The sequence below is a fragment of the Streptomyces kronopolitis genome (assembly GCF_050953795.1).
Taxonomy (GTDB): Bacteria; Actinomycetota; Actinomycetes; order Streptomycetales; family Streptomycetaceae; genus Streptomyces; species Streptomyces kronopolitis_A.
This window is the reverse complement of the sequence record NZ_CP191850.1, coordinates 353,776-380,745: the sequence shown is the minus strand read 5'-3', so window position 1 is coordinate 380,745 and position 26,970 is coordinate 353,776. Positions and strand designations below refer to the sequence as shown.

22 protein-coding genes are annotated in these 26,970 nt (G+C 72.9%); 6 read left to right on the top strand and 16 right to left on the bottom strand.

Annotated features, from left to right (window positions below; translation table 11 throughout):
- Nucleotides 1–6 precede the first annotated feature (6 nt).
- From ACQP17_RS01470 to ACQP17_RS01440, 7 genes are all read right to left on the bottom strand, one after another.
- Entirely contained in the window at nucleotides 7–2,025 is a 2,019-nt protein-coding gene (locus ACQP17_RS01470) for a TOMM precursor leader peptide-binding protein (RefSeq protein WP_433854538.1), read from the bottom strand.
- A 78-nt stretch (nucleotides 2,026–2,103) separates the two neighbouring features.
- Complete coding sequence (locus ACQP17_RS01465) at nucleotides 2,104–2,286, bottom strand: hypothetical protein (protein ID WP_189095539.1); 183 nt, start codon at nucleotides 2,284–2,286, stop codon at nucleotides 2,104–2,106.
- 166 nt (nucleotides 2,287–2,452) lie between these two features.
- Nucleotides 2,453–4,075, bottom strand: coding sequence for a SagB family peptide dehydrogenase (locus tag ACQP17_RS01460; protein WP_433854537.1), 1,623 nt, complete (start codon nucleotides 4,073–4,075; stop codon nucleotides 2,453–2,455).
- Complete coding sequence (locus ACQP17_RS01455) at nucleotides 4,068–6,032, bottom strand: hypothetical protein (RefSeq protein WP_433854536.1); 1,965 nt, start codon at nucleotides 6,030–6,032, stop codon at nucleotides 4,068–4,070. The genes ACQP17_RS01460 and ACQP17_RS01455 overlap by 8 nt, the downstream gene beginning before the upstream one ends.
- Before the next feature lie 172 nt (nucleotides 6,033–6,204).
- Entirely contained in the window at nucleotides 6,205–7,038 is an 834-nt protein-coding gene (locus tag ACQP17_RS01450) for an enoyl-CoA hydratase/isomerase family protein (RefSeq protein WP_433854535.1), read from the bottom strand.
- 10 nt (nucleotides 7,039–7,048) lie between these two features.
- The gene (locus tag ACQP17_RS01445) at nucleotides 7,049–8,452 is read right to left on the bottom strand and encodes a M1 family metallopeptidase (RefSeq protein ID WP_433854534.1); all 1,404 of its coding nucleotides are present in this window, start codon (nucleotides 8,450–8,452) and stop codon (nucleotides 7,049–7,051) included.
- Between the two features lie 52 nt (nucleotides 8,453–8,504).
- Nucleotides 8,505–12,407: a Pls/PosA family non-ribosomal peptide synthetase gene (locus ACQP17_RS01440; protein ID WP_433854533.1), complete on the bottom strand. Its 3,903-nt coding sequence runs from the start codon at nucleotides 12,405–12,407 to the stop codon at nucleotides 8,505–8,507.
- A 318-nt stretch (nucleotides 12,408–12,725) separates the two neighbouring features.
- On the opposite strand from ACQP17_RS01440, the gene ACQP17_RS01435 reads away from it, so the two are divergent.
- Nucleotides 12,726–13,046: a hypothetical protein gene (locus tag ACQP17_RS01435; protein WP_433854532.1), complete on the top strand. Its 321-nt coding sequence runs from the start codon at nucleotides 12,726–12,728 to the stop codon at nucleotides 13,044–13,046.
- Nucleotides 13,047–13,105: 59 nt separating this feature from the next.
- Here the strand turns inward: ACQP17_RS01435 and ACQP17_RS01430 are convergent, their stop codons facing one another.
- Nucleotides 13,106–13,918 (bottom strand): helix-turn-helix transcriptional regulator, encoded by an 813-nt coding sequence (locus tag ACQP17_RS01430; RefSeq protein WP_433854531.1) that lies wholly within the window; start codon nucleotides 13,916–13,918, stop codon nucleotides 13,106–13,108.
- A gap of 72 nt (nucleotides 13,919–13,990) precedes the next feature.
- Here ACQP17_RS01430 and ACQP17_RS01425 point away from each other — a divergent pair, with 72 nt between their 5' ends.
- Nucleotides 13,991–14,707: an SDR family oxidoreductase gene (locus tag ACQP17_RS01425; protein ID WP_433854530.1), complete on the top strand. Its 717-nt coding sequence runs from the start codon at nucleotides 13,991–13,993 to the stop codon at nucleotides 14,705–14,707.
- 60 nt (nucleotides 14,708–14,767) lie between these two features.
- Here ACQP17_RS01425 and ACQP17_RS01420 read toward each other — a convergent pair whose 3' ends face one another.
- The 4 genes from ACQP17_RS01420 to ACQP17_RS01405 form a co-directional block, all read right to left on the bottom strand.
- The gene (locus tag ACQP17_RS01420; RefSeq protein ID WP_433854529.1) at nucleotides 14,768–15,862 is read right to left on the bottom strand and encodes a PP2C family protein-serine/threonine phosphatase; all 1,095 of its coding nucleotides are present in this window, start codon (nucleotides 15,860–15,862) and stop codon (nucleotides 14,768–14,770) included.
- Between the two features lie 237 nt (nucleotides 15,863–16,099).
- A complete protein-coding gene (locus ACQP17_RS01415; RefSeq protein WP_433854528.1) occupies nucleotides 16,100–17,452 on the bottom strand; it encodes a cytochrome P450 in 1,353 nt (450 codons plus the stop codon).
- 83 nt (nucleotides 17,453–17,535) lie between these two features.
- Nucleotides 17,536–19,158 (bottom strand): acyl-CoA dehydrogenase family protein, encoded by a 1,623-nt coding sequence (locus tag ACQP17_RS01410; RefSeq protein WP_433854527.1) that lies wholly within the window; start codon nucleotides 19,156–19,158, stop codon nucleotides 17,536–17,538.
- Between the two features lie 255 nt (nucleotides 19,159–19,413).
- Nucleotides 19,414–19,944, bottom strand: coding sequence for an EF-hand domain-containing protein (locus ACQP17_RS01405; protein ID WP_433854526.1), 531 nt, complete (start codon nucleotides 19,942–19,944; stop codon nucleotides 19,414–19,416).
- Nucleotides 19,945–20,258: 314 nt separating this feature from the next.
- Here ACQP17_RS01405 and ACQP17_RS01400 point away from each other — a divergent pair, with 314 nt between their 5' ends.
- Nucleotides 20,259–20,912: a CatB-related O-acetyltransferase gene (locus ACQP17_RS01400; protein WP_433854525.1), complete on the top strand. Its 654-nt coding sequence runs from the start codon at nucleotides 20,259–20,261 to the stop codon at nucleotides 20,910–20,912.
- A 270-nt stretch (nucleotides 20,913–21,182) separates the two neighbouring features.
- Nucleotides 21,183–22,181, top strand: coding sequence for a D-alanyl-D-alanine carboxypeptidase family protein (locus ACQP17_RS01395; protein WP_433854524.1), 999 nt, complete (start codon nucleotides 21,183–21,185; stop codon nucleotides 22,179–22,181).
- Nucleotides 22,182–22,383: 202 nt separating this feature from the next.
- On the opposite strand, the gene ACQP17_RS01390 is transcribed toward ACQP17_RS01395, so the two are convergent.
- Both ACQP17_RS01390 and ACQP17_RS01385 read right to left on the bottom strand, forming a co-directional pair.
- Nucleotides 22,384–22,920 carry a hypothetical protein gene (locus tag ACQP17_RS01390; RefSeq protein ID WP_433854523.1) on the bottom strand — a complete coding sequence of 179 codons (537 nt, stop codon included), beginning with the start codon at nucleotides 22,918–22,920 and terminating at the stop codon, nucleotides 22,384–22,386.
- Nucleotides 22,921–23,156: 236 nt separating this feature from the next.
- Nucleotides 23,157–24,008, bottom strand: coding sequence for a LysR family transcriptional regulator (locus tag ACQP17_RS01385; protein ID WP_433854522.1), 852 nt, complete (start codon nucleotides 24,006–24,008; stop codon nucleotides 23,157–23,159).
- A 103-nt stretch (nucleotides 24,009–24,111) separates the two neighbouring features.
- Between ACQP17_RS01385 and ACQP17_RS01380 the strand changes: the two genes are divergently transcribed.
- Nucleotides 24,112–24,837, top strand: coding sequence for an SDR family oxidoreductase (locus tag ACQP17_RS01380; RefSeq protein WP_433854521.1), 726 nt, complete (start codon nucleotides 24,112–24,114; stop codon nucleotides 24,835–24,837).
- Between the two features lie 90 nt (nucleotides 24,838–24,927).
- Nucleotides 24,928–25,149, top strand: a complete 222-nt coding sequence (locus ACQP17_RS01375; protein ID WP_433854520.1) for a DUF7489 domain-containing protein — start codon at nucleotides 24,928–24,930, stop codon at nucleotides 25,147–25,149.
- An 85-nt stretch (nucleotides 25,150–25,234) separates the two neighbouring features.
- Here the strand turns inward: ACQP17_RS01375 and ACQP17_RS01370 are convergent, their stop codons facing one another.
- Both ACQP17_RS01370 and ACQP17_RS01365 read right to left on the bottom strand, forming a co-directional pair.
- Nucleotides 25,235–25,987 (bottom strand): (2Fe-2S)-binding protein, encoded by a 753-nt coding sequence (locus tag ACQP17_RS01370; RefSeq protein WP_433854519.1) that lies wholly within the window; start codon nucleotides 25,985–25,987, stop codon nucleotides 25,235–25,237.
- A gap of 200 nt (nucleotides 25,988–26,187) precedes the next feature.
- Nucleotides 26,188–26,880, bottom strand: a complete 693-nt coding sequence (locus ACQP17_RS01365; protein ID WP_433854518.1) for a DUF4232 domain-containing protein — start codon at nucleotides 26,878–26,880, stop codon at nucleotides 26,188–26,190.
- Between the last annotated feature and the right edge of the window lie 90 nt (nucleotides 26,881–26,970).

The following is a 26,970-nucleotide window of genomic DNA, read 5'->3' as shown; positions in this document are numbered from 1 at the left end:
GGGCGGTCACGGGAACGGGTGCGGGTGCGGATTGATCTCCTCCGCGGTCAGGGGCGCCGCACGACGGCCGAGTTCCACGGGCAGCCGCAGCAGCCGCGGCAGCCCGTGGGTACGGCGCATCCGGTGCCCGAACGTCATCGGCAGCAGACCCGGCACGATCACCTTCGCGCAGGCCAGACCGCCCGCCCGGTGCTCGTCGGTGGTCTGGTCGACCACGATCACGTCCAGGCCCCGTTCGGTGAACCGGGCCACCGCCTCGGCCAGGTCGTCGCGCATGTCCTGGTGGCGCGGCCGGCAGGTGGCGTGTGCGAAGGCCTCCTCGACCGGCAGTCCGCCCGGTCCGGCGTCACCGCCGTCGCCGAGCAGGAAGGAGAAGCGGTCGAACGCGGCAGGGTGGCAGTACAGCAGCGCGTGGTCCCGCATCTCGCGCACCAGGTCCGGATCGTCGACCATCGCCGCGATCCGGTCCCGCTCCTCGCGGAAGGCCGACCGGTTCCATCCCAGGTTCGCGGTGAGTTCCAACAGCCCGTTCAGCAGGGCGCGTTCGGGATCGAAGTGCGCGCCCGCGGCGCAGACCGCGGCGGGCTCCGTGTCCCGTCCCGGTCCCCCCGGACGCACGGCCATCACCCAGGCCGTGGGGATGCCGTGGTCCGGGGTGGTGGCGAAGGCCAGCACCCGGTGGCCGCTGTCCTGGCGGACGCGCTCGACGAGCGCACCGATGCGGGGATCCGCCACCGACCGCAGCTCGACCCGTGGCACGGGGAGGCGGGCGTACCAGGTCAGCAGGAACGCGTCCCGCTCGGCGAGTTCCACCAGTCCGTGCAGCGCCGCCTCCTCCAGGCACCCGCCCAGCGCACAGCCGTTGGACACCTCGTACGCCAGGGGCCGGGCCGTGGGGTTGTCGTGCCGGGTGCGGTAATACGCGTAGTCCTCCGGTACGAGAACGGGTGCGTCGCGGGCGAAGGAGTGGCCCCAGACCCAGTTGAGGGCCAGATCCGGGTCGTAGGGCGGATAGGGGAAGCCGGGTTCGGCGTACCGCTCCGGTGGGTACAGCCCCAGGTCGGTCGGGCACAGCGCGCGGTCGGCCACCTCCGCGTAGCCGGCCCGCACCGTCGTGCGCCGCCCGCCGGGCCGGGCGCCGCCCAGCCGCTCCAGGGCCTCCGCCAGCGCGGTGCGGGCGCAGGCCCCGTAGCCCAGGTCGCGGCCGAACCCGGCCTCCTGCTCTCCGCCCGGCAGGTGCAACGGGGCGGAGACCATGGGGTACGGGTAGTCGGTGCGCACGTCGAGCTGCCGGACCAGTCCCGTGCGCCCGTCGACGTACCGGGCGACGAGCCCGTCCCAGTCGGCCCGCAGGTCGCGCACGCGGGGCACGTCCCGGTCGGGCTTGGGCCGGGGCTGCTCCATGAGGACGGGCGGCCGGTCCGCGGGGAGCCCGCCGCACCCGTCGCACGCCGGGTCGGGCAGGAAGGGGTGTACGTCGACGGCGAGGGTCGTCAGCGACAGGAAGACCACGGCCCGGTCCGTCAACCGCTGGGCCTCCGGGTCCAGTTCGTTCGCCACGAGGGTGGCGGCCGTGGCGCACGACCAGGTGGTGAGGACCGGCGACGCACGCTCGGCGAGCCGTTCGCCGTGGCGTTGCACAAGCGCCGCGCGCGCACTGTCCTTGCCCAGGGCCCGGTGCCGGCGGGTCCGGGCGCACCGGGCACAGCCGGCCCGGCCCGGAACGGTGGTCGGGCCGATGACCAGCCGGCCGAGTTCGACCCGGACCGGCAGCCGGCGGAGGTCGGCGCGCGGCGGCTCGGTCGTGGTCTCCCAGTGGTCCTCGGCCGTGACGACCGCCTCGCAGGCGCGGTCCTCCGCCGGCACCAGCCGGTTCGTCCGGGACAGGGCGCTGCGGATCGCCGCGGCGAGAACGCCCTCGCCGACGACGGCGACGCGGGCCGCGGGCGCCGCCGCGTCACCGGAGCGCGCCGGTGTCCGGGCGGGCGGCCGTCCGGTGCGGGGAACTGTCACTGCGTCGCTCAACGTCACTTCCTCGTCATCGCCCGGCCACCGTGTCCGGCGGTCCAGGGCCCGCCGGACACGGTGATGCCGGTGCTCGGTTCAGCAGCAGCAGCAGGAACAGCAGCTCGCCGGAGTCCCGGTGGACGTGCAGTTGGACGCGCCGATCTCGACCATGGCGTGGCCGACGTTCACGGTCTCCAGGCTCGCGCCCGGTGAGGCCGGCAGGATGTCCAGGTCGTCCACACTGAGGTCGGCGAGGTCGAGGACAAGGTCGTCCTTCATCGCGATCCCCCCTTCTACTCGGATGGGTGAGGTGGGCCAGTCACTGGTCCATGCGCATCCTCCGGCGCCCGGGCCGCCGGCGTCTCCACGGTCCGACCGCAGGACGGCCGCAGGGCCGGGCCGTGGTCGCGGCCGTAGGGCGCCCGTAGGTCCACCGCGGGCCCGTTCACCAGATCAGCCGCGGCTCGTACTGGGCGGTGGGCCGGCGCCTGCCCATGACCAGCGTGAAGACGGGTACCTGGGCGGCGCTCACGCCGATCAGGTCCCGGACCATCGCGTCGTGGTAGCCGTTGGTGACCCGTACGGACAGCCCGGCCGCGGCGGCGAGCACACTGATCCGCTGGGCGACGATCCCCGCCTCCTGGTGCAGGACGCGATACCCCCGGGCCCCGAACCACCGCTCCCCGGCCAGCCGGTCGGCGGTGAGGAAGAGGAGGGCGTCCGCCTTCGCCGAGTTCACCGCAGGCGTGCGGTCGCACAGCATGTCCACCACGGCGCGCCAGTCCCGCTCCGGCAGCCGCACCAGCGCCGGTGATCCTCCGCCGGCCACCAGCCGGTGGAGCCCCGGACGCACCCCCTCCACACCGAGCACCAGCACATAGGCGTCCACCAGGGGGCGGCACGGCCCGTCGGTGTGGTCCGCGGGCACGGGCTCCAGCGCGTACCGCACCGCGGACAGCAGCCGTCCGGCGGCCAGCGGGCGGGCGGCCGGCAGGAACATCCGCCCTCCCGAGTCGCGGGCCCGCAGCGCCGCGGACAGCTCCACGCCGCCGGGTCCGGGCTCCGCCGCCGCGAGGGCGAGGGCGCCGTCCGGGGCCGGTGGCGGGGCGGGCCGGTGAAAACTGTCGGGTTCGACGGCCTCGCCGGGACCGGTGAGCCGGGCGGCCAGGTCGAGCGCGGTCAGGCCGGACCAGGCGCGGGCGGGGGAGTGGTTGGTCCGTACGGGGGGAGCGTGAAGGACGGGCAACGCGCGGGCGGGAGCGGGACGTTGGCGCACGGGAGCGGGAAGGGGGTCCGTGTCCCCGGCCGGGGACAGGTCGATCACCGCGAACGCCGTCTCCTCCCGGCCGTCCAGCCCCAGCGCACGGTTGACCACGGCGTCGTCGAAACGGTGGTGCACCCGCCCGCGCAGCCCGAGCGCCGCCCCGGTCAGCAGCGCGTTCCCGACCGTCATCCCCGCTTCCTGCGCGCACAGCCGGTACGCGTAGTCGCGGTAGCGGAAGGCGGTCTTGCGGAACCACGCGGACACCACCAGGAGCCCGTGGTCCGCCCGCACCCCCGCCGCGGCGCGCACGGCGTCCGGCACGCCGCCCTCCCGCAGCCGCGTCAGCGCGTGGTGCGCCGGGTGGTAGTGGTAGCACCCGGCGGGCAGCTCGCCCGTCCGACGGGCCGGCCACACATACAGCTCCACGGGGTGGAAACAGCGCGCGGACGCCACCATCCGGTGGTACGGCCACACCGCGTGCGGACCGAGTTCGATCCGGCCGACCCCGTACGTCCAGTACAGCAGGGCGGAGAGCGTGCGCAGATCCAGGGCGTCGCGGCGGGGTGCCCGGTCGGGGTGCGCGGCGCGGAACGCCTCGAAGGACCAGCGGGCGTCCCCGGTCCGCAGCGCCGGCCCGGGCAGGACGTGGCGGGGCAGCCCGCGGTACGTCTTGACCGGCAGCGGGTCGTCCGCGCCGCCCTCCTCACCGTGCCCCTCGGCGAAGAGGTCCTGGACCCCCTCGAACGTCCGCCACCAGAACCGCAGGCCGACGGAGCTGCGCAGGTCCTCGGCGACGCTAGGCACGCTCCCGCACCGCCGCCCGTGGCCCGGCCGCCGCCGCACCCGTCCCGTCGGCCAGGACGACGCGCACCAGGAAGGGCAGCACCTCGTACACCGCCGGATCGTGGTCGAGCGGCACCACGAGCGGACGCACCCCGCGCGCACGCAAGGCCCCGACCATCCGGGCACTTCCCGCCGGCTCCGGCACCCCGGCGTGCCGCCCGTCCGGGGCGGGGACCCGCGGCATCCCCCACGGGACCGGCGCGTAGGCGGGTTCGTGGGTCATCACCGACTGCCGGTCGAGCAGGACCGCACGGAGCCCCTCGGTGACCGACGCCGGCCCGCAGGTCACGGCGACCGGCCGGTCCTGCTGCCACCAGGCGAGGACGGGCAGACCCAGCGCCCCGCCGAGATCGGCGACCTCGACCGCGCCGCGGGAGGCGTGCAGCAGGTCGAGGAGGTCCCGCGCCCCGGGCGGCAGGGCACCGGGATCCAGACGCAGGGGCGACGGCCACGCCCGCCCCTCCGCCACCTCGCGCAGGGCCAGGTGTACACAGTGCTGGGCGAGACCGTCCGCCACGGCGTCGTCCCAGCTCAAACGGGCGGCCACGCCTACCTCGTGGCCCGCCGCGAACACCTGCCCCGCGGCCACCGCCTCGGCACGCCGCTCGTCCGGCGCCCACCCCCACACGGTGTCCCCGGGCCCCAGCCGGCGCTCGTCGACCTGCCGCAGCGCGTACGAGGCGAGCCCGCGCAGCGCGGCACTCCGGCGCGCCTCGGCGAAGCCCGTGCCCGCCCCGTACACCGGTGCGGCGCCCGGCGTGTGCGGCACCGCCTCGGTCACGTTCAGCGGCACCTGAGTGCTCTCCCCCTCGTCGAGGGCGCGCAGCACACCGACGTACGGATCGAAGCAGCGGGCCGCGTGCCCGGAGAAGGTCTCCTCGTCCAACGGCGGTGCGGCGGCGAGCAGTTCGAGCCGCCGGGTGAACTCCTGCCGGGTCTCCGCACGGGCGGGCAGCGCCGTGGGGTGGGGCAGGAAGGCGTGCGTGGAGGTGCGCAGGGTCTCCAGATCGATGCGCGTGATCTCCTCCCGTGCGCCGGCTGCGGCTGCCTTGTCGGCGGCGATCCCGGTGAGCGCGGTGAACGCCGCGAGTCCCAGGTGCGCGGCGACCACCGCGGCGGCCGGCCCGGTGAGAAAGGCGTTCGGCCGGAACGGGCCGCGCGCGCCGAGCCGCCGCCACGCCGACCGCCAGGCGGCACCGGCCGGCCCCAGCCAGGCGACGTCGTCCAGGACCAGCCCCTGCACCAGCAGTGTGCCCGACTCCCGGCACAGCGCGTCGAGTCGGACGGCCCGGTCGACCCCCGCACCCTCCGCGACATGGAGCACGGCATCCGCCTGCCCGACCACCCGGCGCAAGGTGCCGTCCTCCAGCGGAGTGTGGTGCACGACCTGTCGCGGATCGCGCGCCGCCGCTTCGGCGATGAGCTCCGCCAAGCGCGCGGTGGGGGTGCCGGCTTCCTCCGTGCACACCGTGCGCAGGCTGCGCACCCCCGAACGCAGCGCCGAGCACACCAGGGAGACGAACACCGGACCCGAGCCCACCACCGCCAGCTCGCTGTGCCGGTAGGTCTCGAACCGCCGTGCCGCGGAGTCCCCGTGGTATTCGAGGAACGCGATCTCGGACGCATAGATCTCCAGCTCCCGCGGCGTGAGCCCGTGCGGCAGGTCCTCCCCGGCGTCGATCAGGCAGCCGGCGGCGCGCAGTTGGCCCACCAGCGCGCGCACCGCCTGCCGCTTGTCGTCCGGCAGCCGTCCGAGCAGCGCGTCAAGTTCGACCGAGCCGTCGAGATGCGGTGCGAGCCGGTCCAGCCACTGGTAGGCGGACCTGCCACGCAGGGCCAGGTCGACCCCGGCGCCGAAGACATGGACACCGTCGCCGGTCGGCACGTACAGGACATCGGACTTGAGTCGGGGGCGCATCGTCCGCCTTCCGGGTCGGGTACCCACCGGTCCGGCATCCGATGTGCCATCGAGCCCGGCCGCGGCACCTGCAGTCGGTTGGAGCCCAGCCGAGTATCACGGCAGTCCGCGGCGGGGTCTTCACGGTCGGGCCACAGGGCGGACCACAGGTTGTGGCCGGCGCCGGGTCGTGCTAGCCGGACATCTCGCCCAGTACGTCGCCGAGTTCGAGTTCGGTACGGCCACGGGTCTGCAGGCCCCGTGCGAACAGCTCTGCCACCCGGTGCTGTGCCTCCGCACCCCGGACGAGCTGCTGGAACAGGGCGGCGTCCGCGCGCACGGCGGCCGGCTCGGGCAGGCCGATGGCGTTGACGGCCGCCTTGGCCGCGAGCAGCGCGTCGCGGGGGAAGCCGCCCATGCGCGCGGCGAGGGCGGCCACGAAGGCGTCCAGTTCGGCGTCGGGCAGTGCGCGGTTGATCCATCCGTAGCGCTCGGCGAGGTCGGCGTCGAAGTCCGCCGACGTCAGCACCGCTTCGAGTGCCCGGCCCCGGCCCAGCAGCCGCGTCAGGTGCTGAAGGGCTCCTGCGCCCGGCGTGGTGCCGAGTCCGACTTCGGGCTGGCCCAGGACGCCGTGCTCCCGGGAGGCGAAGCGCATGTCGCAGGCGAGGAGGAACTCGCTGCCCGCCCCGCGTGCGCGGCCGCGCAGCGTGGCGACCGTGACGGCCGGGAGCTCGCTGATCCTGCGGAACAGCATCCCCAGGGAAGCGTCGCCCGGACCGCCGGCCTTCGCCGCTTCCGCGGTGTACTCGGCCACCTTGGTCAGATCCACGTGGGGGAAGAAGAAGTCGGGATCGGCGCTGTCGAAGACCACCACCCGGATGTCCGACGGCCGGGAAAGCTCCTCGCACAGGCCGACCAGGTCGCGCACGACCTCGGGCCCGATGAGGTTGACCGGCGGGGCGTCGAAGGTGGCGAACAGGACGTTTCCCTCCCGCCGTGTGCCGAGGGTTTCGTACGGGGCGGTCATGGTCTCGTCCTCATGGGAGATCTCCCTCGCGCGAGCGGCGTGCCCGGTCGGGCCGGGCGGTGGTGGGGTGTGTGGAGGGCGGCAGCGGGGGCAGCGACGCTTCGTGCAGCCAGGCGTCGAAGAGCCCGTCGAGGGGCGAGGCGGCGTACCGCTGGGCGTGCGCGGTGAAGTCGGCGGTGCTCACCGCGCTGTGACGATGGTGTTGGGCCCAGTCCCTGAGCATGCGGAAGAAGGCGTCGTCCCCCAGGGCACCGCGCAGTACATGGACGGTCAGCCCCCCGCGTTCGTAGAGCCGGTCGTCGAACATCTGCCGCTTGCCCGGGTCGGCCAGCAGCAGATCCTCCGGGAGCGCGGCCAGCGTGCGGTGGGCGGCGGCGGCGTGCTCGGCCGTCGTGGTGCCGCCGGACCGCTCCGACCAGAGCCACTCCGCGTACTTGGCGAAGCCCTCGTTGAGCCAGATGTGCCGCCAGTCGGCGACCGAGACGCTGTTGCCGAACCACTGGTGCGCCAGTTCGTGGGCGATCAGGCGCTCCGAGGTGCGTGCGCCGTCGACATGGTTGGTTCCGAACGTGGCCACCCCCTGGGCCTCCACCGGGACGACCAGTTCCTCGTCGGTGACCACGACCGCGTACTCCCCGAAGGGGTACGCCCCGAAGACCGCCTCGAAGTACCGCATCATCCGGGTCTGCCGGGCGAAGTCCACGGAGAACCGGGGCAGCAGCCACACGGGCAGGTAGGCGGTCTGCGGCACCGGCGGGTGCGGTCCGTCCGCCGGCACGGGGGCGGTGAACGGCACGGCCGTGTACCTGCCGAGGGAGACGGTCACCAGATAGCTGGAGGTGGGGGCCGGCTGCTCGTACACCCAGGTGGTGCTGCTCGACCGGGTCGTACGGCTGACCAGCCGGCCGCCGACCACCGCGGTGTACGGCGACGGCGTCGTGATCGACACCCGGTAGGACGCCTTGTCGGCCGGCCGGTCGTTGCAGGGGTACCAGGACGGCGCGCCGACCGGCTGGCTGGCCACCAGCGCTCCGTCGGTCAGCTCCTCCCAACCCAGGCCGCCCCAGGGGCTGTTCAGCGGCCGGGGGTTGCCGGTGTAGCGCACCTCGACGGTGAAGGGCGTGCCGGGGGCGAGTGCGCGGCCCGGCCGGACGCGCAGCTTGCCCGCCCGGTGGGTGTAGCGCGCGGTGCGGCCGTCGACGAGCACCCGGTGGATGCGGAACGGGGCCAGGTCGAGGGCGATCTCGTGCAGCGCGGCGGGGCCGGTCAGCGCGCTGAGCCGGGCCGTGCCGCTGAGCCGGTTGGACAGGGGCCGGTAGTCCAGGTCGAGTGCGTAGTGCTGCACCCCGTAGCGGGTGTCCCCGTGATCCGGGAAGTACGGATCCGGGCCGGGAGCGGTCTGTGGCGGGCTCAACGGTCTGCCTCCTCCCGGGCGACGGGCCGGCGGTCCCCGCTCGCGCGGTGCCTCATTCTCGCCAGGCCCGGATCGGATTGCCCAGCCAGCGGGTGCCGTCCGGTACGGTCTCCGCGCCCATCGCCAACGACCCCGGCCCGAGGGTGCTGCGCGCCCCGAGAGTGCTGCCGGGCAGCACGATGCCGTGCGGGCCGAGCGTGGCACCGTCGCGCAGCACCACCCCGTTCATCCGGATGATGCGATCGTGAAAGAGGTGGGTCTGCAGCACACATCCCCGGTTGACGCTCACCCCGTCCTCCAGCGTGACCAGGTCGGCTTCCGGCAGCCAGTAGGTCTCGCACCACACCCCCCGGCCGACGGTGGCGCCCAGTCCCCGCAGCCAGAGATTCAGCAGCGGCGTGCCCGGCACCGCCCCCACCAGCCACGGCACGGCCAGCACCTCCACGAAGGTGTCGGCCAGCTCCGCACGCCACACGAACCCGCTCCAGAGCGGGCGTTCCACCGGCCGGAACCGGCCCACCAGCAGCCATTTGGCGGCGACGGACACCGCGCAGGCGGCGCCTCCCGCGGCCAGCAGTACCGGGCCGGACAGCAGCGCCGCCACCACCGCAGAGCCCTGCCCGGCCAGCCGGGCCAGCGCGGCGAGCACCAGCAGGGCGAGTGCGGCGGAGAGCAGCACCGGCAGCAGCCGGCACCCCTCGACCAGCCCGCGGCACCACAGCAGTCGGGACGGCGGATCGTAGGTCCGGCGGTCGTCCGCGGCGTCCGCCGAGCGCGGCAGCCGCATGGGCGGCATCCCCAGGTACGAGCCGCCCTTCTTGGCCTTCTTCGGGGCCGCGGACAACACCCCCACCAGCGACCGCGCGGGGACGGCACGCCCCTGCGCGGTCATGCCCGAGTTGCCGAGGAATCCGCGCTCGCCGATCTCGGCCGCACCGATCCGCAGCCACCCGCCGCCCAGCCGGTACGGGGCGAGCAGGGCGTCATCGGCCACGAAGGCCCCGTCGCGCACCGTGGTGAGGGTCGGCAGCGCCAGCACCGTGGAGACCTCGACGCGCCGGCCCACCGTCATGCCCAGCGTGCGCAGCCACAGCGGAGTGATGAGGCCGGCATAGAGCGGGAAGAGCGTGCCGCGGGCCAGATCCATCAGCTGGCTCACGGCCCAGGCCCGCCAGGCGACCGCGCCGTGCACCGGGTGCCAGCCGGGGCGCAGACCACGGCTCAGCAGCCGCACCGCGGCGATCAGCAGGGCGGCGTACACCAGCCCGTAAGCCAGCGTGGCGGGCACCAGCGCGAGGAGCGCGCCGCGAACCGCCTCGGCGAGACCCGCACCGGGGCGGACGAAGCGGCTCGCCACCGCCAGCGCCGGGACCACCGCCAGCACCTGCAACAGCCCCGCGCCCGGGCCGCTCACCCCGTAGAGGAACGCCCACCCGGCCCGGCGCGGGGCACGCCGCTTGGGCCACCGCCGAGCGGCCCGGCCCGTGTGGACGGCGGGCGCACCGCCCCAGCTCTGACCGGTCGGCACCCGGCCGCTGACGACGGAACCGGGCGCGATCCGGGCCCGCTTGCCCACCCGGGCGCCGGGCATCAGGGCGCTGCGGGTACCGACCACGGCGCCCGAGCCGACCTTCACCGGACCGATCTCCAGCCGGTCCCCGTCCAGCCAGTAACCGGACAGGTCCACCTCCGGCTCGACGGCACAGCCGCGGCCCAGCTTCAGCATCCCGGTGACCGGCGGCAGCGAGTGCAGATCCACCTCCGGTCCGATGCGTGCGCCCAGCGCCCGGCCGTACCGGACCAGCCACGCCCCGGACAGGCCGACGGCTCCGCTGAGGTCCGCGAGCCGCTCCGCCGTCCACAGCCGCAGATGGACGTGTCCGCCGCGGGGGTAGCTGCCCGGCCGCAGCCCGCGCAGCAGCAGCCGGGCCCCGCCGGCCGCTATCGCCAGCCTGCCCGGCGGGCTGAAGAACAGCAGGCCGCCGGCCGCCACCCACCACCACGAGGCCGTCGGCGCCCACGGATAACTGCCGCACCACGTCAGCACATTGCCCAGGGCCAGCAGCGCCAGCGTCCAGCGCAGCCCGACCAGGGTGAAGAGCGGCAGCAGCAGGAGCAGTTGCCCGAGCCCGGCCCGGGCCGGGACCGGCAGCACCCGGCGGGTGCCACCGCCGTCCTGCGCGGAACCCTCCAGCATCCGGGCCATCTTGCGCAGCGTGGCATGCCGGTAGACATCGCGGACGGCGGTGGCCGGGTAGCGGTCGCGGAGCAGGGTGGTGAGCCGGGCGGCGGCGAGACTGCCGCCGCCGATCGCGAAGAAGTCGTCCCGGGCGTCGGCGACCGGCACACCGAGGATCTCGCGCCACTGCTCGGCCAGCCACGCCTCGGTGCCGTCGAGCCCCGCCGGACCCGCGTCCCCGGGATCCGGCCCGGACGATTCCGGCAGCGGCCAGGGCAGCGCGGCCCGGTCCACCTTGCCGGAGGTACGCGTCGGCAGGACGTCGACGGGGGCGAGCAACGGCACCAGGGCCGCGGGCAGCTGGGCCCGCAGCCGCTCGACGGCCCCCGCGCGGTCCCAGTCCTCCGAGGCCACCACATACCCGACCAGCAGGGCGTTGCCGCCGCGCGCGGTCCGCACGGCGGCGGCCGCACCGCTCACGCCGGGGAGCGCCTGCAGCGCCGCGTCCACCTCACCCAGCTCGATCCGCCGGCCGCCGATCTTGACCTGTTCGTCGTTGCGGCCGAGGAAGGCCAGGCCGCCGGGCTCGGCCCGTACGAGGTCACCGGTGCGGTAGGCCCGCTGCCAGCCGAGCGACTCCAGCGGGCCGTACTTCTCCCTGTCCATGTCCTCGTCCAGGTACCGCGCCAGCCCGACCCCGCCGATGACGAGTTGGCCGCTCCCGCCCATCGCGACGGGCGCCCCGGCCCCGTCCACCACGGCCAGCTCCCAGCCGTCCAGCGGCAGACCGATCAGCACCGGCCCGGTCCGGGTCAGCTGTGCGGCGCAGGCGACCACCGTGGCCTCCGTGGGACCGTAGGTGTTCCAGACCTCCCGCCCCTCCGTGACCAGCCGCTCGGCCAGTTCGGGCGGACACGGCTCGCCGCCGAACACCAGCAGCCGCACCTCGTTGAGTGCCTCGGCCGGCCAGAGCGCGGCGAGGGTGGGGACCGTGGACACGACGGTGATGTCCTGCTCGGCCAGCCACGGGCCCAGACCGGCTCCGTCACGTACCCGGGAGCGCGCCACGGGCACCAGACAGGCACCGTGCCGCCAGGCGAGCCACATCTCCTCGCACGAGGCGTCGAAGGCGACCGAGAGACCGGCCAGCACCCGGTCACCCGGGCCGATCGGCTCCTCCTGGACGAAGAACGCGGCCTCGGCGTCGACGAAGGCCGCCGCACTGCGGTGGGTGACGGCGACACCCTTGGGCTTCCCCGTGGAACCGGAGGTGAAGATGACCCAGGCGTCATCGGAGGGAACCGGACGGCGCTGACGGCCGGTGGCGCCCGGACCCCGCATCGTCAGGCCCCGCCCGGCCCCCAGGACGGCACTGACCCCCGCTTCCCCGAAGACCAGATCCGCCCGCTCGTCCGGATCCTCGGCGTCCACCGGAACGTACGCGGCCCCCGCGGCGAGCACGGCCAGCACACAGACGTAGAGATCATTGGTGCCGGACGGCAGCCGCACCCCGACGCGGTCGCCCCCACCGATGCCGGCCGACGCCAGCCGGCGCCGCAGCGAGTCGACCTGGGCGGCGAGTTCCCGGTAGCTCAGGGTGGTCCGTCCGTCGTCCAGGGCGGGCGCGTGCGGATGGATCAGGACGGTGGCGTCCAGCACGTCCACGAGCGTCCGCGCGGCGGGAGCCGTCCGTCCGCCGAACACGGCGGGAAGGGGCCCGGCGCTCTCCTCGACGGGGGCCGGCCGCACCCTGTGCCCCGATATCAGTTCCACCATGCGTCCCTCGTCCCTGTTCCCCCTTCCCGCATCGAGTGGGACGGGTGACCGGGGGCGGACAACTCCGCCGCGCGACGCCGACCCGGCAGGCAAGGACCGCACGCGTGGCCCGCCGGATCCACTCGTCCATCCCTCCGAATATGCGACGTCGGCCGATACGCGGCGAGCATTGGCGGCAATAGGGTTGCTCCCCCGCGGCCCGGCCCTTGTCCCGCATTCAGGGGCGGCCGGCAGGTCACCCGTTCGGCGGCGTGGTCGTGCACCGCGCCGGGCCCCGGCCGATCCTGCTCTGGAACCCCGGTGGAAGGAGTGGTCCCGGTGACGTCCTTGGCCGAAGACTGGCTGGCCCCTTGGGTGGCGCAGGCACACTCGGCGCTGGAGGGAGGAGTGCTGGCAGGCTTTCTCGCGGACCTCGCCGCCCCCGCCCCCGCCCTCGGACGGGCCACGGCGCACATCATCAGCCTTCCCGTGCACCCGGCCGCCCGCGCGCTGGGCACCTCCCCGGAGGTCCTCACCACGGCCCTGGCCCGGCTCCGGGAGGCCGGTCTGCTCACGTACTCCTACGAGGGGGACTCCGACGCGGCACACGCCACCATCACCCTGCTGCCCGCCGCCCCTTCCACGCCCCACGTCCCGTAACACCGCCCGCTCGCCCCTCGGGCCGAGCACCGTGCTCACAGCGGCGGTCCCGTCCCCCTTCAGGTCGCCTGACCGGCCAGCACGTTCAGGGCCCGCAGGGTGGGTGATCCGGGGTCGGCCGTGACCAGGACGACTTCCTGGTCGTCCTCGGGCACGAGCAGCACGTCGCAGTTCAGCCGCAGCGGGCCGACTTCCGGGTGCTCCAGGGTCTTGGTGCGGTGGCCGGGAGCGTGGACCGGATGTGTCCGCCAGATCTGCCGGAACTCCTCGCTGTCGGCGTGCAGTTCGTCCAGCAGGGCGGTGAGCTGAGGATCGTGCGGATAACGGTCGGCGGACCGGCGCAGCCGCGCCACCGCGAGGTGCCCGAACTCCTCGGCCCTGGAGGTCTCGTACATCCGCCCCTGGCCCAGGAAGCGGCGCCGGGCCAGGTTTGTCGTCCCCCGTGCGAGATCGTCGCCGAACAGCGCCCGGGCCAGGGGATTCCAGGCGACGACCCCGTAGGCGGCGTCGGTGACCAGGGCGGCCGTCTCCGGCAGCCGCTCCAGCATCCGGGACACGTGCGGACGGACCCGCCGCACGGTGTCGCCGCCGGGCGGCGCGTTCGACCCCGCCAGACGGAACAGATGGCTGCGCTCGGCCGGTGTGAGGCGCAGCGCCCGGGCCAGCGCGTCCAGGATCCGGGTCGAGGGCCGCGGCCCCCGTGCCTGCTCCAGCCGCGTGTAGTAGTCGACCGACATGTGGGCCAGCTCCGCCACCTCCTCGCGGCGCAGGCCCGGCGTACGGCGGACGCCCGTCGTCGTCAGCCCTGCCTCCTGGGGGCGCAGGCCCGCCCGACGGTTCCGCAGAAAGCGGGCCAGCTCCTGCCTCGCCATGCCACCTCCGGCCGTGTGCCTGGTACAGACCGTCCCTGGCAGGGCACTGGCCGCCGGGGGACCGTAGCTCCCATGAACGATCGCACAGCCCTGGTCACCGGGGCCAACAAAGGCATCGGCAAGCACGTGGCCCACCTGCTCGCGGCCGAGGGCCGCACCGTGTACGTGGGCGCCCGCGACCCGGAGCGCGGACAGCGCGCCGTCGAGGAGATCGGGGCCGGCGCCCGGCTGCTGGTCCTCGACGTGACCGACCCCGACGGCCTCGCCCGGGCCGCGGCGCAGGTGGACCGCCTGGACGTGCTGGTCAACAATGCCGGCATCTCCCCGTCCCTCGCCCCGCCGACCGCCACCGGCATCGAGGAATTCCGGCGCACCTACGAGACCAACGTGTTCGGGGTGGTGGCGGTGACCAACGCCTTCCTGCCCGCCCTGCGCCGGTCCCCGCACCCACGCATCGTCAACGTCTCCAGCGGCACCGCGTCACTGACCTGGAGCACCCACCCCAACCCCCACTTCACCCCGGGAAGCGCCGGCGCCGCCGCCTACCGGTCGTCCAAGGCCGCCCTCAACGCGCTCACCGTCCTCTACGCCCAGACGCTGGCCGAGGACGGCTTCAAGGTCAACGCGCTCGCCCCCGGCCTGCGGGCCACCGACCTCAACCCCCGGGCCGCCACGTCCGGCGGTGACCCCGCCGAGGCCGCGCGGGGCGCCCTCCGCCTGGCCCTGCTGCCGGACGACGGCCCCACCGGTGGCTTCTTCTCCTGGGACGGGACACCCGTGCCCTGGTGAGGTGCGGTGGGGGAGCCGTCACCGGGAGGGCCGCGACGGCGGGTCGGACCCGGGCCGGGCTCAGTCGGGCGGGTCACACAGGCGCACGGCGAGGGCGGCGATGTCGTCGTCCAGGCGTCCTCTGCTGTAGCGGAGGAGGTCGCGGTGCAGAGCCGTGAGCAGCTCGTGGGGCGGCGTCGGGGGCTGTTGGCTCATCCAGGCCGCCAGCGGGAAGAACCCGCCGTCGCGGGAGCGGGCCTCGGCGACCCCGTCCGTATAGAGAAGCAGCAGGTCACCGGGGGTGAAGTCGAAGGTGTCGATGGTGTAGTGGTCGCCGAGCAGCTCCGCGAGGTTGAGCAGCGGCGAGGGGGCCGTGGGGTCGAGGGCACGTAGCTCCCCGCGGTTCAGGAGCAGCGGCGGAGGATGTCCGCAGTTGAGGATCTCGATACGCCGCTCCCCGTGCGGGATCTGGACGAGAAGCGCGGTGGCGAAGCGCTCCATCGGCCCCTCGGGGGGAAACGCGGCGTTGTAACGGGTGCTGCTGGCATCCAGCCGGCGCGCGACGCTGACCATGTCGGCCTCACCGTAGGCCGCCTCCCGGAAGGAATTGACGATCGCCGCGGCCGCCCCCACCGCCGGCAGCCCCTTGCCCCGCACATCACCGATGAGCAGCCTGACCCCGAACCGTGTGTCGACCACCTCGTAGAAGTCGCCGCCGATACGGGCCTCGGCCGCGGCCGCGAGGTACAGCGACTCGATCTCGATGCTCGCGAAGCGGCGCGGCATCGGACTCAGCACCACCTGCTGCGCCGCGTCCGCGACGAGCCGCACTTGGAAGAGGGTCCGCTCCCGCTGGAGCCGGACATGGCTTCCGTACGCGGCCGCCACGGTGACCGCGATGATCCCCCCGGCCGTCCACCACGTCCCCAGACCGGGGAACACGACACTCAGGCCGATCATGAGAAAGAGACACACCGTCCCCAGCAGCACGGTGGGGAGCACCGGCCACATGGCGGCGGCGAGGGTCGGCGCCGCGGGCAGAAGTCGGCTGAAGGCCACCTCCGGGGGAGTGGCGTACGCCAGACTGGCGATGACGACGGTCAGGATCACCGGCGACAGCCGCACAAGCCACCGGCCGTGGCGGCGACGGATCCGCGGCCGTCCAGACTCGATCACAGTTCACAGAGTATCCACGCAAAGGGAACATAGCGCTCTGGCGGCAGCGTGACGGGGGAAGCGCCCCACCCGGGCCGTCCGCCCGCCGACCAGCTCGGTCGGCGTCCTCCGGGCCCTGCCGGACGGCGGCCTGCGCCGGGCTCACGCCCGCCGGCACCGCGCGCGGCGCGCCCCCGTGCACGTCCGAATCGATGAATGCTCAACCAGTGGCGGTGGCCGGCACTTGCGCGACGGGTCCTACGCCGCCCGGCACGATCGGCGCTCGCGGAGCCGGACCCGTCCGCCCCGCGCCGGGATCATCGTCACGGACACCAGGCGCGCCCGTTCCAGCGGCCCGGCCGGCTCGGGGACGGCCACCGCCAGGATCTCCCGCAGCACCGTCTCGGTTTCGAGCTGCGCCAGCGACACCCCGATGCAGCGTCGCAGACCCCCGCCGAACGGTGTCAGCGAGTAGGGCACCGGACCCGTCCCCAGGTGGCGCGCGGGCCGGAAGGCATCCGGCTGCGGCCACAGCTCGGGATCGAGGTGGGTGAGCGAGAACAGGGCCGCGACGAACGCGTACCGCGGCACCGGGTGACCGCCCAGCTCCGTGTCCTGTGCCGCGTTGCGCATGGCGTGCTGGACGGCGGGCCGCAGCCGGCCGGATTCGCTGACGGTCGCCTTCAGCAGGCGGTCCGAGCCCGCGTCGAGGTCCGCGATCAGGTCGTCGCGGGCGACGGGATGGTGGGCGAGCAGATGGAGCGTCCAGGCGATCGTGGTCGCCGTGGTCTCGTAACCGGCCAGCACCAGACCGGTCAGCTCGTCCAGGAGCTGCGCGTCGTCCAGCCCGGCCCCGTGCTCGTCGCGTGCGTCGAGCAGCAGGGACAGCACATCGTCGCGCGGGGCGCGGTCGGGCGCGGCCCGCCGTGCGGCGATCTCCTCGCGGGTCAGGTCGCGCACGGTCGCGCGGAGCCGGTGGAAGCGGCCACCCGGGGTGAGCGGCCCGAGGTCGCGCCGCAACTGCTCGGGCAGGAACAGCACGGCGAGGTTCCCCGTGCCGACGAACGCCTGGAGCGCGTGCCGGAAGGCGGCGACCCGGGCCGGCGCCTGCACACCGAAGACGACCCGCAGGATGATGTCGAGCGTCAGCCGCTGGGCCCAGGGGCGCACGGCCACGCCGTCGCCGCCGAGCAGGCCGGGCAGTCCGCTGCGGACCAGTTCCCGCACCCGCTCCTGCCAGCGCGCGATACGGGCCCCGTGGAAGGGCGGCAGCAGGAGCTTGCGGTGGCCCAGGTGCAGGGGCGGTGGTGTGCAGATCAGCGATCCGGCCCCGACCGCGGGCGCCAGCAGGGCGGCGGCGTCACCGCCGGTGAAGCGCGCGTGGTCGGTCAGCACCGCCCGGTTGGCCGCGGCGCCGGCCGCGCAGACGAGGGCAGCGCGGTAGGGGTAGGTACGGAGCGAGAAGACCGGCCCGAACCGCCGGCGCAGCGAGCGCGCGTAGCCCTGGGGGTCCAGCAGCATCCGTGTGGTCTGCACGGCACGCGGCGCACGGGCGGCCGGTGGGAAGAGCCGAGGGTCCCACGACGGCTCACGGGCGAACGCGACGCTCATGGCCGGTGGACTCCTCGGAACGACGGACGACGGACGGCGAACGGGGAACGGGGGAGGGGTGAGGCCGGGGGGCCGGGCCGGACTCAGCCGGCCGGTGCCGGCCGCCACGGTCCCTCCGGGTCGTCGTAGGCGGTGTCGTAGCCGTCGGTGGCGATCGGAGCCTGGAGGATGCCGTCCGGCACGGCGAACGCCTCCACGAGAGTGCGGGCGTGGGGAGCCAGCGCGGCGCTGACACGGTCGATGGCGGGGGTCAGGTCCCGGACCGCTTCGTTGGTGAGCTGCCCCTCCGCCAGCAGCAACCCCGCGCAGGGCATGAGATGTTGCAGCACGAACAGCTGGAAGACCGTCTTGAGCAGGCCGCGCGTGGTGGCGTCGTCGACGCGGTCGGCGGCGGCCAGGAACGCCTCGGCGGCCCGCCGGGTGGCGTACGCGCCGACGAGGTCCAGAGCCGGGTTCACCGCGTGGTTCCAGCGCTCCATCGCGTCCGCGCTCGGCCGGCCGAGCCGGCTGCGGGCGTACTGGAGGCAGTACCGCTCGTGCCCGACGAGCAAGTCGAGCAGGAACGCGCAGTCGGTCAGCGCGCCGGTGCGCACCACGGGGGCCGGGGGCGGGTCGTAGCCGCGTCCGATCAGCATGTCGGCGCCGGCCTTCGTCCAGATGACGAGGTTGTCCCCTTCGGCGGTGATGGTGCTCTCGATCGGCGTGAGCAGGTCGACGATGCGGTTGGCCGACAGCAGCCCCTGGGCGCCGCAGCGTTCCCGGCACTCGATGGCGATGTCCCTGGACCGCCAGGTGATCCAGCCCTTCGCCGCCGCGACGAGAACCTCCGTGTCGGCCGACTCGGGGGTTTCCGCACCCGCACAGCTGCGGATGGCCTCGCGCAGCAGGAACGTCGCCGCGTAGGCGCGGGCCACGGCCCCGAGCAGCCTGGTCTGGTGGCAGCGGTAGTCGAACACCGGGACGCCGGATCTGCTCGCCGGGGCGAAGGTGTGCCGGCGGTGGGCATACCGTACGGCGATGGTGAGAGCCGCCCGGGCTCCGCCCAACGCCGCCGCGCTCAGGCAGAGTTTGCCCGTGGTGACGCGCTGGATGGACCGCAGGAAGCGGCGCCGCCGACTGCCGAGCGTGCTGTGGAAGGCCCCTTCGGCGGTGAGGTCCGCGTGGTCACCGGCCAGCAGCGCCGTACGCGGGAGCACGACCCGGTCGAACGAGGTGAGGGCGTGATCGACGGCGGAACCGGGTGTCTGTGACAGGAGGCGCACCCGGATCCCCGGCAGCGGCCCTCCTGCGTCGCGCAGCGGCACGAGGAACAGGAACACGCCGCAATCCTGATCGCGGACCGTCAGCCGGGCCGCGACCAGGCCGCTCTTGGCCCCGCCGGCGGCTCCGGTGTTGGGCATGAACTTCTGGGCGCCGCGCGAGGGGGTGTGCAGCACGAAGGTGTCGGTGTCCGGCTGATGGGTCGCCGTGGTCTCCAACTCGGCAGCGTTGTTGCCGTAGTCGAGTTCGGTGATCAGAACGGTGCCGTAGCGCCGCAGCCGGGTGAACGGGGTGAGGTCCACCGTGCGCCCGGGGTCGAGGCGCAGCAGGCTGCCCAGGAACAGGTTGTAGTGGATGGTCGCCAGGGTGGTCAGCGTGCCGTCGACCATCCCCGACCATTCGTGCAGCGCACTCAGTCGGTCGATGTCGCCGACCAGTTCCGCCACGTCGTCGATCTCGTCATTGACAGCACGTAAACGCTCATAGGAAAGTTCGGAACGTTCGGAAGGCGACAACCCATCGCGGTAGCGGAAAACGCCCCGGCATAAAACGTTCGTCCATGGCGCGTGCAGATCATCGAAACGCCCGTCGAAAAGGACGTCCTTCAGTACCTGCACACGGTTCGCCGGGACGGCTGTGTTGTCAGCCGTATCACGGGCGCCCGTTTCCGCCACCGCGATCGCGTCCAATGTGGGCTTACCTCACAGAGCGCCGAAGAGCAGATGGCTTGCGGAGTCTGCCGGGTCCTCATGGCAGTAGTAGCGAGTGGCGGCGGTCATCAGCTGGTCCTTCGTCAGCTGTCCGCTCTGCTCGGTGAGCCGGTCGAAGGACGCCCCGGCCTCGGGCGCCGGGACGCCGATGGCGGCGAGGACCGCGACGAAGTCCTCCTTACCGACCAGGCCGTCGTCGTCCCTGTCGGCGACGTGGAAGCCGGCCTGGTAGAGCGGCCCGACCAGGGTGTCGAAGGTGTCGCTCACGTGGCGCAGCGCCTCGCGGAACTCGTCCCTACTGATCTCGCCGTCGTCGTTGGCGTCGGCGGAATTCCGCAGAGCCCGCCAGTAGTTCCGCATTTCTGCGGCGTACTTCTCGCCCTTCGCCGTGCTTTCCTCGTCGGCGGCGGTGAGCACGCGGCCGGCCATCAGCTCGAAGTCGTTCTCGGCGATCACCCCGTCGCCATTGGTGTCCAGCAAGGCGAAGAGCTTCTCGTACTTCTGATCCAGTAGTGCGCCCATATAGCCCTCCATCGGCGGAAGTCTGACCGAAGCGGGTCTGAGAATACTGGGAGGCGTTCGGGTGAATCCATCCATTGTGGAGGTCTCTATCGAGTGAAGTGCGGCCGTCATGGTTGACGAATCTCTCGAATTTCTGTCGCTCCCGGGGAGGCCTGGTTTTCCGGCCGGCTCCACGCGGTACCGGATCCCCGTTCGGCACCGGAAACAGCCGACCGGTCCGCAGGGGACCGAGGCGCACATGCCGGTACCCGCTGTCAGAGACTGAGGGTTCCTGCCCCACCCCTACGCCCGTTCCGGAGAGGAATCGACTCACGATGCCGCCTGCTCCCGCCGACCCCACCGTCCTGCACCCGATGCCCGACCAGCCGCGGGTGGTGCTGCTCAAGCCGCTGGTGAAGTCCCCGCTGATCGAGGTCGGTGAGTTCTCCTACTACGACGACCCGGACGACCCGACTGCGTTCGAGACGCGCAACGTCCTCTACCACTACGGCCCCGAGCGACTCGTCATCGGCAAGTTCTGCGCGCTGGGCACCGGAACGCGTTTCCTCATGAACGGCGCCAACCACCGTATGGACGGCCCCTCGACCTTTCCCTTCCCCACCATGGGCGGCTCCTGGGCCGACCACTTCGACCTGCTCACCGACCTGCCCAGCCGCGGCGACACCGTCGTCGGCAACGACGTCTGGTTCGGCCACGGCGCGACGATCATGCCAGGCGTCCGGATCGGCCACGGCGCCATCATCGCCGCCGGCGCCGTGGTCACCGCCGACGTACCCGACTACGGCATCGTCGGCGGCAACCCCGCCCGGCTCATCCGCACCCGCTACGACGCCGAGGATGTCGCCCGTCTCCTCGCCGTCGCCTGGTGGAACTGGCCGGCGGATCACCTCACCGAGCACGTACGGACGATCATGTCGGGATCGGTCGCCGAGCTGGTGGCGGCCGCCCCGCCGACTCGTCATCCGTGACACCGGCGGCTGGACCTCGATCCCGTTCAAGGAGCTTAAAGATCATTCGCGAGCCGGTGGTTCGCGGCCACCGGGCCATGTCAGCCAACGCCCCGGTTCTGGCTGACCGTGCGCGGATTCCGTCGGCCGCGCACCTCTGCAACGACGAACTCCGTTATCCGGCACAGGCATAGCCCGCTTGATCATCGTTTTCGTCGAGCAAGTAGATTCACCTTGAACCGAGTTCCTACTACGACACCGGCGTCCCTTCGCCGGAAGGAGGGATGCCCCATGGGTTCCCACGCCCGCCCCAATCGAATACACCGCACCGGTGTCCGGATCGCGATGGTCGCGCTTGTCGGCGCCGCCCTGCCGATCACCGCCGGCGGCCTCGCCCAGGCCGCCACCCCCGGCGCCACGCACTCCGCGGACGAGAACGGCCAGCAGGGGAGCGCGGGCACCACCACGGACGCCCAGCACACGGTCGCTGACGCGAAGGACCAGACCGCTCCTCAGATCCACACCGACCACGCCTTCCTCCTGGACGCCGGCGACGGCAGCCGGCAGCGGGAGCTGTGGGGCGGGGCCAAGGCGGACGAGAGCGTGCCGATGGCCAGCACCACCAAGATCATGACTGCCCTGGTGATCCTCAAGCATCCGGAGTGGCTGAACCGCCAGATCACGGTCAGGCAGGAGTACCGGGACTACGTCCAGAAGGTCGGCGGCAGCACCGCGGACCTCCAGACCGGCGACACGCTGAGCGTCGAGCAGCTGTTGCACGCCATGCTGATCCCGTCCGGCGACGACGCCGCGATGGCGCTGGCCGACAACCTCGGATCCGGGAGCACCCAGGAGGCGCGGATCGCCGACTTCGTGCGCCAGATGAACGTCGAGGCGCAGCAACTGGGCATGACCGGAACGAACTTCGACAGCTTCGACGGCATCTCGCAGGGCAACAACCACAGCACCGCCCGCGACCTGGCCAGGCTCGGCCAGCGCGCGATGCTGCAGCCGATGTTCGCCGACATCGTGAAGAACAAGCAGTTCAAGGCCGAGGCCCCGGCGGCCAACGGCCACATCCGGTACTACACCTGGGACAACACCAACAAGCTGCTGACCACCTACGACGGTGCCCTGGGCATCAAGACGGGCAGCGGCCCGGAGGACGGCTACTGCCTGGTGTTCGCCGCCAAGCGGGACAACCGCACCCTGGTCGGCGCGATCCTCAAGGACGACACGGGCCGCTTCGACGACGCGACCAAGATGCTCGACTGGGGCTTCGCCCACTGAGCGGGCAACGCCCTTGCCCACTGAGCGGGGACCACGCGCGGCCCGGCCGGACGCCACTCCAGGACGCTTCCGGCCGGCCGCGTGGGCCGTCCCTTGAATGTCTGGTTGACGTCGCGCATGCCGCGTGAACGTTCCGGTCGCCCGGCATGCGCACTCCGGGGCGACTGGTGGTGGCCCCGGCGGCGTGCGAAGAATGCGCGCGTCAGTCTTCGTGTGCCCTGGACAGCGCGTCGGTGATCAAGCGGGTGGCGAAGTCGTGGTCGTCGGCGATGCGGTTGAGGTGCTCGGCGAGCAGGACGACCAGGGCTTCCAGCGGGTTCATCTCGACCTCGCGCCAGCTTCCGTACTGGGCGCGCCACAAGTTGGGGCTCAGGCCGGTGCCCGCGGCGACGAGCAGGCCGGCCATGGTGGGGATGACCTCGGGACGGAAGGTCTTGGGCATCATGCGCATCGTGGCCACGAGGCTGGGTACCGAGTACTCGATGACGTCCTTGTCGTGCTCCTCGCAGGCCGTCCGCAGCCACTTCATGAACATGTAGATCAGCGTGCACGCGCCGTCCAGCAGTGCGTCGACCCCGGTCGGGCCCATGGAGGCGGCGAAGTGGTCCAGTATTTCCTGCTGTTCGGGGTCGGTCTCGGTCTTGTTGTCGTAGAGGGCCTTGAGCCGAGAGTCGATCATCATGAGCGCCGCACCCACATCGCCGGCGGGAGCGTACTCGGGGTCACAGGGCGACGACACAGGACTCCTCCTCGTATGACCGCAGCGGGTGACGCGGTATGTCCGTACGGTAGACCGCCGATCGGGCGGGAGGTCCGCAAATCCCGGTGGAGGACATTCGGTAGCTGGACTCCGCGACCTTCGGCTGCACACGCGTCAGGGTTCGTGGTATAGGCAGCGGTCACCGCGGGACGAGCGGAGTCCGGCAGCCCGTCCGGCTGCCGGCGGCGGCGGAAGTCGCGGACGCTTTCGCGCACTCAGATCCGTGTCGCGGCACGGACGAGGCCGGCGACGGCTCGGGAGCGGCTGTGGGGCGGCCATGCGATCACCGTCGTGACCGTCGGGGCGTCCAGCACCGGCACGGCGGCGAGGTCTTCGCGCAGTTGGGCCCGGCAGGACTCCGGCGCGATCCAGCATGTGCGGCCGAGCGCGATCAGTTGGAACAACTGGGTGTGGTCCCGGGCCTGTGGGCCGGGTCCGTCCGGGTAGGTGCCGTCGCGGCCGGGCCAGCGCGGCATCGGCAGGTCGGGCAGTGCGGTGACTTCGGCCATCCGCAGATCGGCCCGGATGGTGAGGGGATGTCCGGCCGGCAGTACCGCCACCTGCTCCTCCGTGCGGAGCTGTTCGGTGTCGAAGCCGGCCGTGACGTCGAACGGCAGATGCAGCAGCGCCACGTCGGCCCGGCCGTCGCGCAGCATGCGTTCCTGCTCGCCGATTCCGCACAGCAGCAGATCGACGGTGGCCGCGTCGGGTTCGGCGGCGTAGGCGTCGAGCAGCTTCGCCAGCAGCTCGCTGGACGCGCCGGCCTTCGTGGCCAGGACCACGCCGGGTTGTTGGCCGGCCTCGGCGAGCGCGGCGCGACGGGTGCGACGTTCGGCGGCCTCGACCGCGTCGAGCGCCGCCCGGGCCTCCAGCAGAAGCACCGCACCGGCCCCCGTGAGGGTGACCGTTCGGCTGGTGCGTTCCAGCAGTGCCGTGCCCAGGCGCCGCTCGAGCTGATGAATCGCCCGCGACAGCGGGGGCTGCGCCATCCCGAGCCGCTGCGCGGCCCTCCCGAAGTGCAGCTCCTCAGCGACGGCGACGAAGTACCGCAACTCCCTTGTCTCCACGTCGCCAGGGTACGACTCCCGCCGGGATCGATACCCACGCGGTATCGCCGACCACCCAATCGGTGTTGGCCGCCTCCGGCCCGGCCCCGGCAGGATGAACCACATGAGCGAACAGACAATTGCGCTGGTCACCGGCGCGAACAAGGGCATCGGGTATGAGATCGCGGCCGGCCTTGGCGCCCTCGGCTGGCGGGTCGGGGTCGGCGCCCGGGACCAGCAGCGGCGCGAGACGGCCGTGGCGAACCTGCGGGCGGCCGGCGTCGACGCGTTCGGCGTGCCGCTCGACGTGACGGACGACGCGAGCGTGGCCGACGCCGCCAGGTTGATCGAGGACAGCGCCGGACGTCTCGACGTGCTTGTCAACAACGCCGGGGTCACCGGCAGCGCGCCGCAGGAGCCGACCACGGTTGACGTGGCGACGGTGCGGGTGACCGTGGAGACCAACGTCGTCGGCGTCATCCGCGTCACCAACACGATGCTGCCGTTGCTGCGCCGCTCCTCGTCGCCACGGATCGTGAACATGTCCAGCGTCGTCGGGTCCCTCACCCGGCAGACCACTCCCGGCGCCGATACGGGCCCGATCTCCGGTGCCTACGCGCCGTCGAAGACCTTCCTCAACGCCGTCACCGTCCAGTACGCCAAGGAGCTCAGCGACACCAGCATCCTGATCAACGCCGGCTGCCCCGGCTACTGCGCGACCGACCTCAACGGGTACCGGGGCGTCCGCACCCCGCAACAGGGCGCGGCGGTCGCGATCCGACTCGCGACCCTGCCCGACGACGGTCCCACCGGCGGCTTCTTCGACGACGAGGGGGAAATTCCGTGGTGAGCAGGATTGCCCCGGCAGGACATTTGTCATTTCCAGGAGGGTGACTCGCGGCTCTGCAGGTCGGCGGCCGGTCCTCGTAGGCTTTGCGGCATGTTCACATCTCACAAAGTTGGACGAGACGAGTCCTGGGAAGGCACCGTCGTCACGAAGTCCCGGGGCATGCTCGACGGCGCGAATATGTACCACTTCGTCGAGGTCCGCCTCGCCGACGGGGAAGTGAGGAAGGTCCGGATCAGCCGCCGCCTCTGGAAGTCGGTCGAGGTCGACGATCGGCTCGTCAAGCGGCCGGGCGCCGACCCGGTCAAGGAGTAGCCATCCGGCCGGAGCGGGCCGACCGCCAGGTGTCAGGAGCCTCGCTCGCAGGGTGGACGGGGCCCGGCTTCCGGGATCACGGCCCCTAGCGCCCGGTATGCCTCAGCACGCAGTCGCCGCACAGTCCACCGCCAGGCACGCGGTAGTACAGGCAGCAGCTGCGTCGGGAGAAGGCAGGGCCGACGGGGTCGAAGGTGCCGGTGTCGCGCAGCGGTGCGGTGCCGAGCAGGGACGCCGTCAGTGTCACGGCTCGTTGCGCCGCTTCCCGGTGGCCGGTTCCGGCACACCAGCCGTGCAGCACGCGGAGGGTGCCGACCAGGGCGGAGGCGGCGTTGCCCCAGAGCACCTGGGAGGAGACCGGGGAAACAGCGCTGAGGGCGCGGTGCAGGGGCGCCAGGTGGTGGTGCACAACGGCTGCTTCCAGCCGGGCCGTCAGGTCCTCGGTTGTCGGGACTTCGCCGGCTGTCGCCGTCAGCGTGGTCGGTGCGGGGAGCCAGAGTTCCTCGGGTGTGCTCCGGTCCGGATGCCACCACAGGGTGTCGGCTCCCAGCTCGGGAACGTCTCCGGCCAGCACGGCCGGCGCGAGCGCGATCGACCACAGGCGGCCGGCGAGTCCCTGCTGGACGAGGGAGACGGCGACCCGCCGTTCCGCCGTGCCGAGCCGGGTGGCCACCGTCTCCACCCGGTGGCTCAGCGCCGGTGAGACGCCCTCCCGGTACACCTCCGCGAACGGGACGAAGCCCTGTTCGCGCGGTGCCCCGGCCTCGGTCCGCACGGAGAAGAACGGACCCACGGCGGCGGCGCGGCCGAGCGTGCTGGTCATCGGCTGCTGCGGCACCGGTCCTCCTCGGTTCGGTCGCGGGCGTCCGACCCGGATCGTAGCGGCGAGCACCGCACCCGACTCCCTCGGCTCGGTGTGCTCGCCAGGTGCCGCGAGCAGTGGCCTGCCGCTCGTGCAGACGACCTGTTCCGGCACCCGGTGTGCGGGGCGCGCCATCGGGCGCGTCCCGCACTGCTGCGTCACCGGCCGACGGGCCGTCAGAAGTTGTACGGCTTCTTGGTGCTCCAGTTCAGCACATCGGCTTCGTTCCAGCTGAACTGCGGCTTGTCGCCCTTGAGGGAGACGGAGTAGATGGGGCCGTCGTGACCGTTCGCGCCGCGCAGCGCGAGGGCGAACGACTTCGCCGTGTGGTGCTTCGAGCCGTAGTCGAAGAGGTTCACCGCGCTGTACGCCGTGCCGCCGGGCTGCAGCGTGATGTGCCGGTCGCCGCCGGGGTTGTCCTTCTTGGAGTGCGGCAGTGCGGTGCTGTTGACGTCGCCGAGCTTCACGGACGGGTACGAGGTGACCCAGCACGGCTCGGTGCCCTTGTTCGAGGCGCTGATCAGCAGGTGGTCGCCCTGCTGCCCGGCGAACCGGTGCACCGCGGTGAGCAGCATCTCGTCGCCACGGCACTGCTGGGCACCGGCCGTGGTGCCCTTGCTCGCGACCTCGCCCGTCCCGCCCGAGGCGGTCGTCGAGCGCGCACTCCCCTTCGTGGCGCCGCCGTCGGCCTGCGACGCGCCCCCCTTGCCGTCCGCGCCGGTCGCGGACGAGCTCTGCGCGGCACCGGCGGCGTGGTCGCCGCCCGCCGCCTTCGAGCCGCCGTCGGCGCCGCCGCATGCGGTCAGGCCCAGCGCCAGCGCGGCGGTGACGGCGGCAAGGGATGCGGTACGGATCCGGGAAGTGCGCATGGTCGGGTTCCCCCTGTGTTTCGTGCGGGAGCCTTCTTGGGCCGTTCCCGCGGTGTGCACACCACTCTTCCCGGAGCCACTGACGTTTCG

What these genes read in the sequence shown, in the direction of transcription:
- ACQP17_RS01465 (WP_189095539.1), bottom strand. Translation starts at nt 2,286, where the DNA reads ATGAAGGACGACCTTGTCCTCGACCTCGCCGACCTCAGTGTGGACGAC.
- ACQP17_RS01455 (WP_433854536.1), bottom strand. Translation starts at nt 6,032, where the DNA reads ATGCGCCCCCGACTCAAGTCCGATGTCCTGTACGTGCCGACCGGCGAC.
- ACQP17_RS01450 (WP_433854535.1), bottom strand. Translation starts at nt 7,038, where the DNA reads ATGACCGCCCCGTACGAAACCCTCGGCACACGGCGGGAGGGAAACGTC.
- ACQP17_RS01440 (WP_433854533.1), bottom strand. Translation starts at nt 12,407, where the DNA reads ATGGTGGAACTGATATCGGGGCACAGGGTGCGGCCGGCCCCCGTCGAG.
- ACQP17_RS01430 (WP_433854531.1), bottom strand. Translation starts at nt 13,918, where the DNA reads ATGGCGAGGCAGGAGCTGGCCCGCTTTCTGCGGAACCGTCGGGCGGGC.
- ACQP17_RS01425 (WP_433854530.1), top strand. Translation starts at nt 13,991, where the DNA reads ATGAACGATCGCACAGCCCTGGTCACCGGGGCCAACAAAGGCATCGGC.
- ACQP17_RS01415 (WP_433854528.1), bottom strand. Translation starts at nt 17,452, where the DNA reads ATGAGCGTCGCGTTCGCCCGTGAGCCGTCGTGGGACCCTCGGCTCTTC.
- ACQP17_RS01405 (WP_433854526.1), bottom strand. Translation starts at nt 19,944, where the DNA reads ATGGGCGCACTACTGGATCAGAAGTACGAGAAGCTCTTCGCCTTGCTG.
- ACQP17_RS01400 (WP_433854525.1), top strand. Translation starts at nt 20,259, where the DNA reads ATGCCGCCTGCTCCCGCCGACCCCACCGTCCTGCACCCGATGCCCGAC.
- ACQP17_RS01395 (WP_433854524.1), top strand. Translation starts at nt 21,183, where the DNA reads ATGGGTTCCCACGCCCGCCCCAATCGAATACACCGCACCGGTGTCCGG.
- ACQP17_RS01380 (WP_433854521.1), top strand. Translation starts at nt 24,112, where the DNA reads ATGAGCGAACAGACAATTGCGCTGGTCACCGGCGCGAACAAGGGCATC.
- ACQP17_RS01375 (WP_433854520.1), top strand. Translation starts at nt 24,928, where the DNA reads ATGTTCACATCTCACAAAGTTGGACGAGACGAGTCCTGGGAAGGCACC.
- ACQP17_RS01365 (WP_433854518.1), bottom strand. Translation starts at nt 26,880, where the DNA reads ATGCGCACTTCCCGGATCCGTACCGCATCCCTTGCCGCCGTCACCGCC.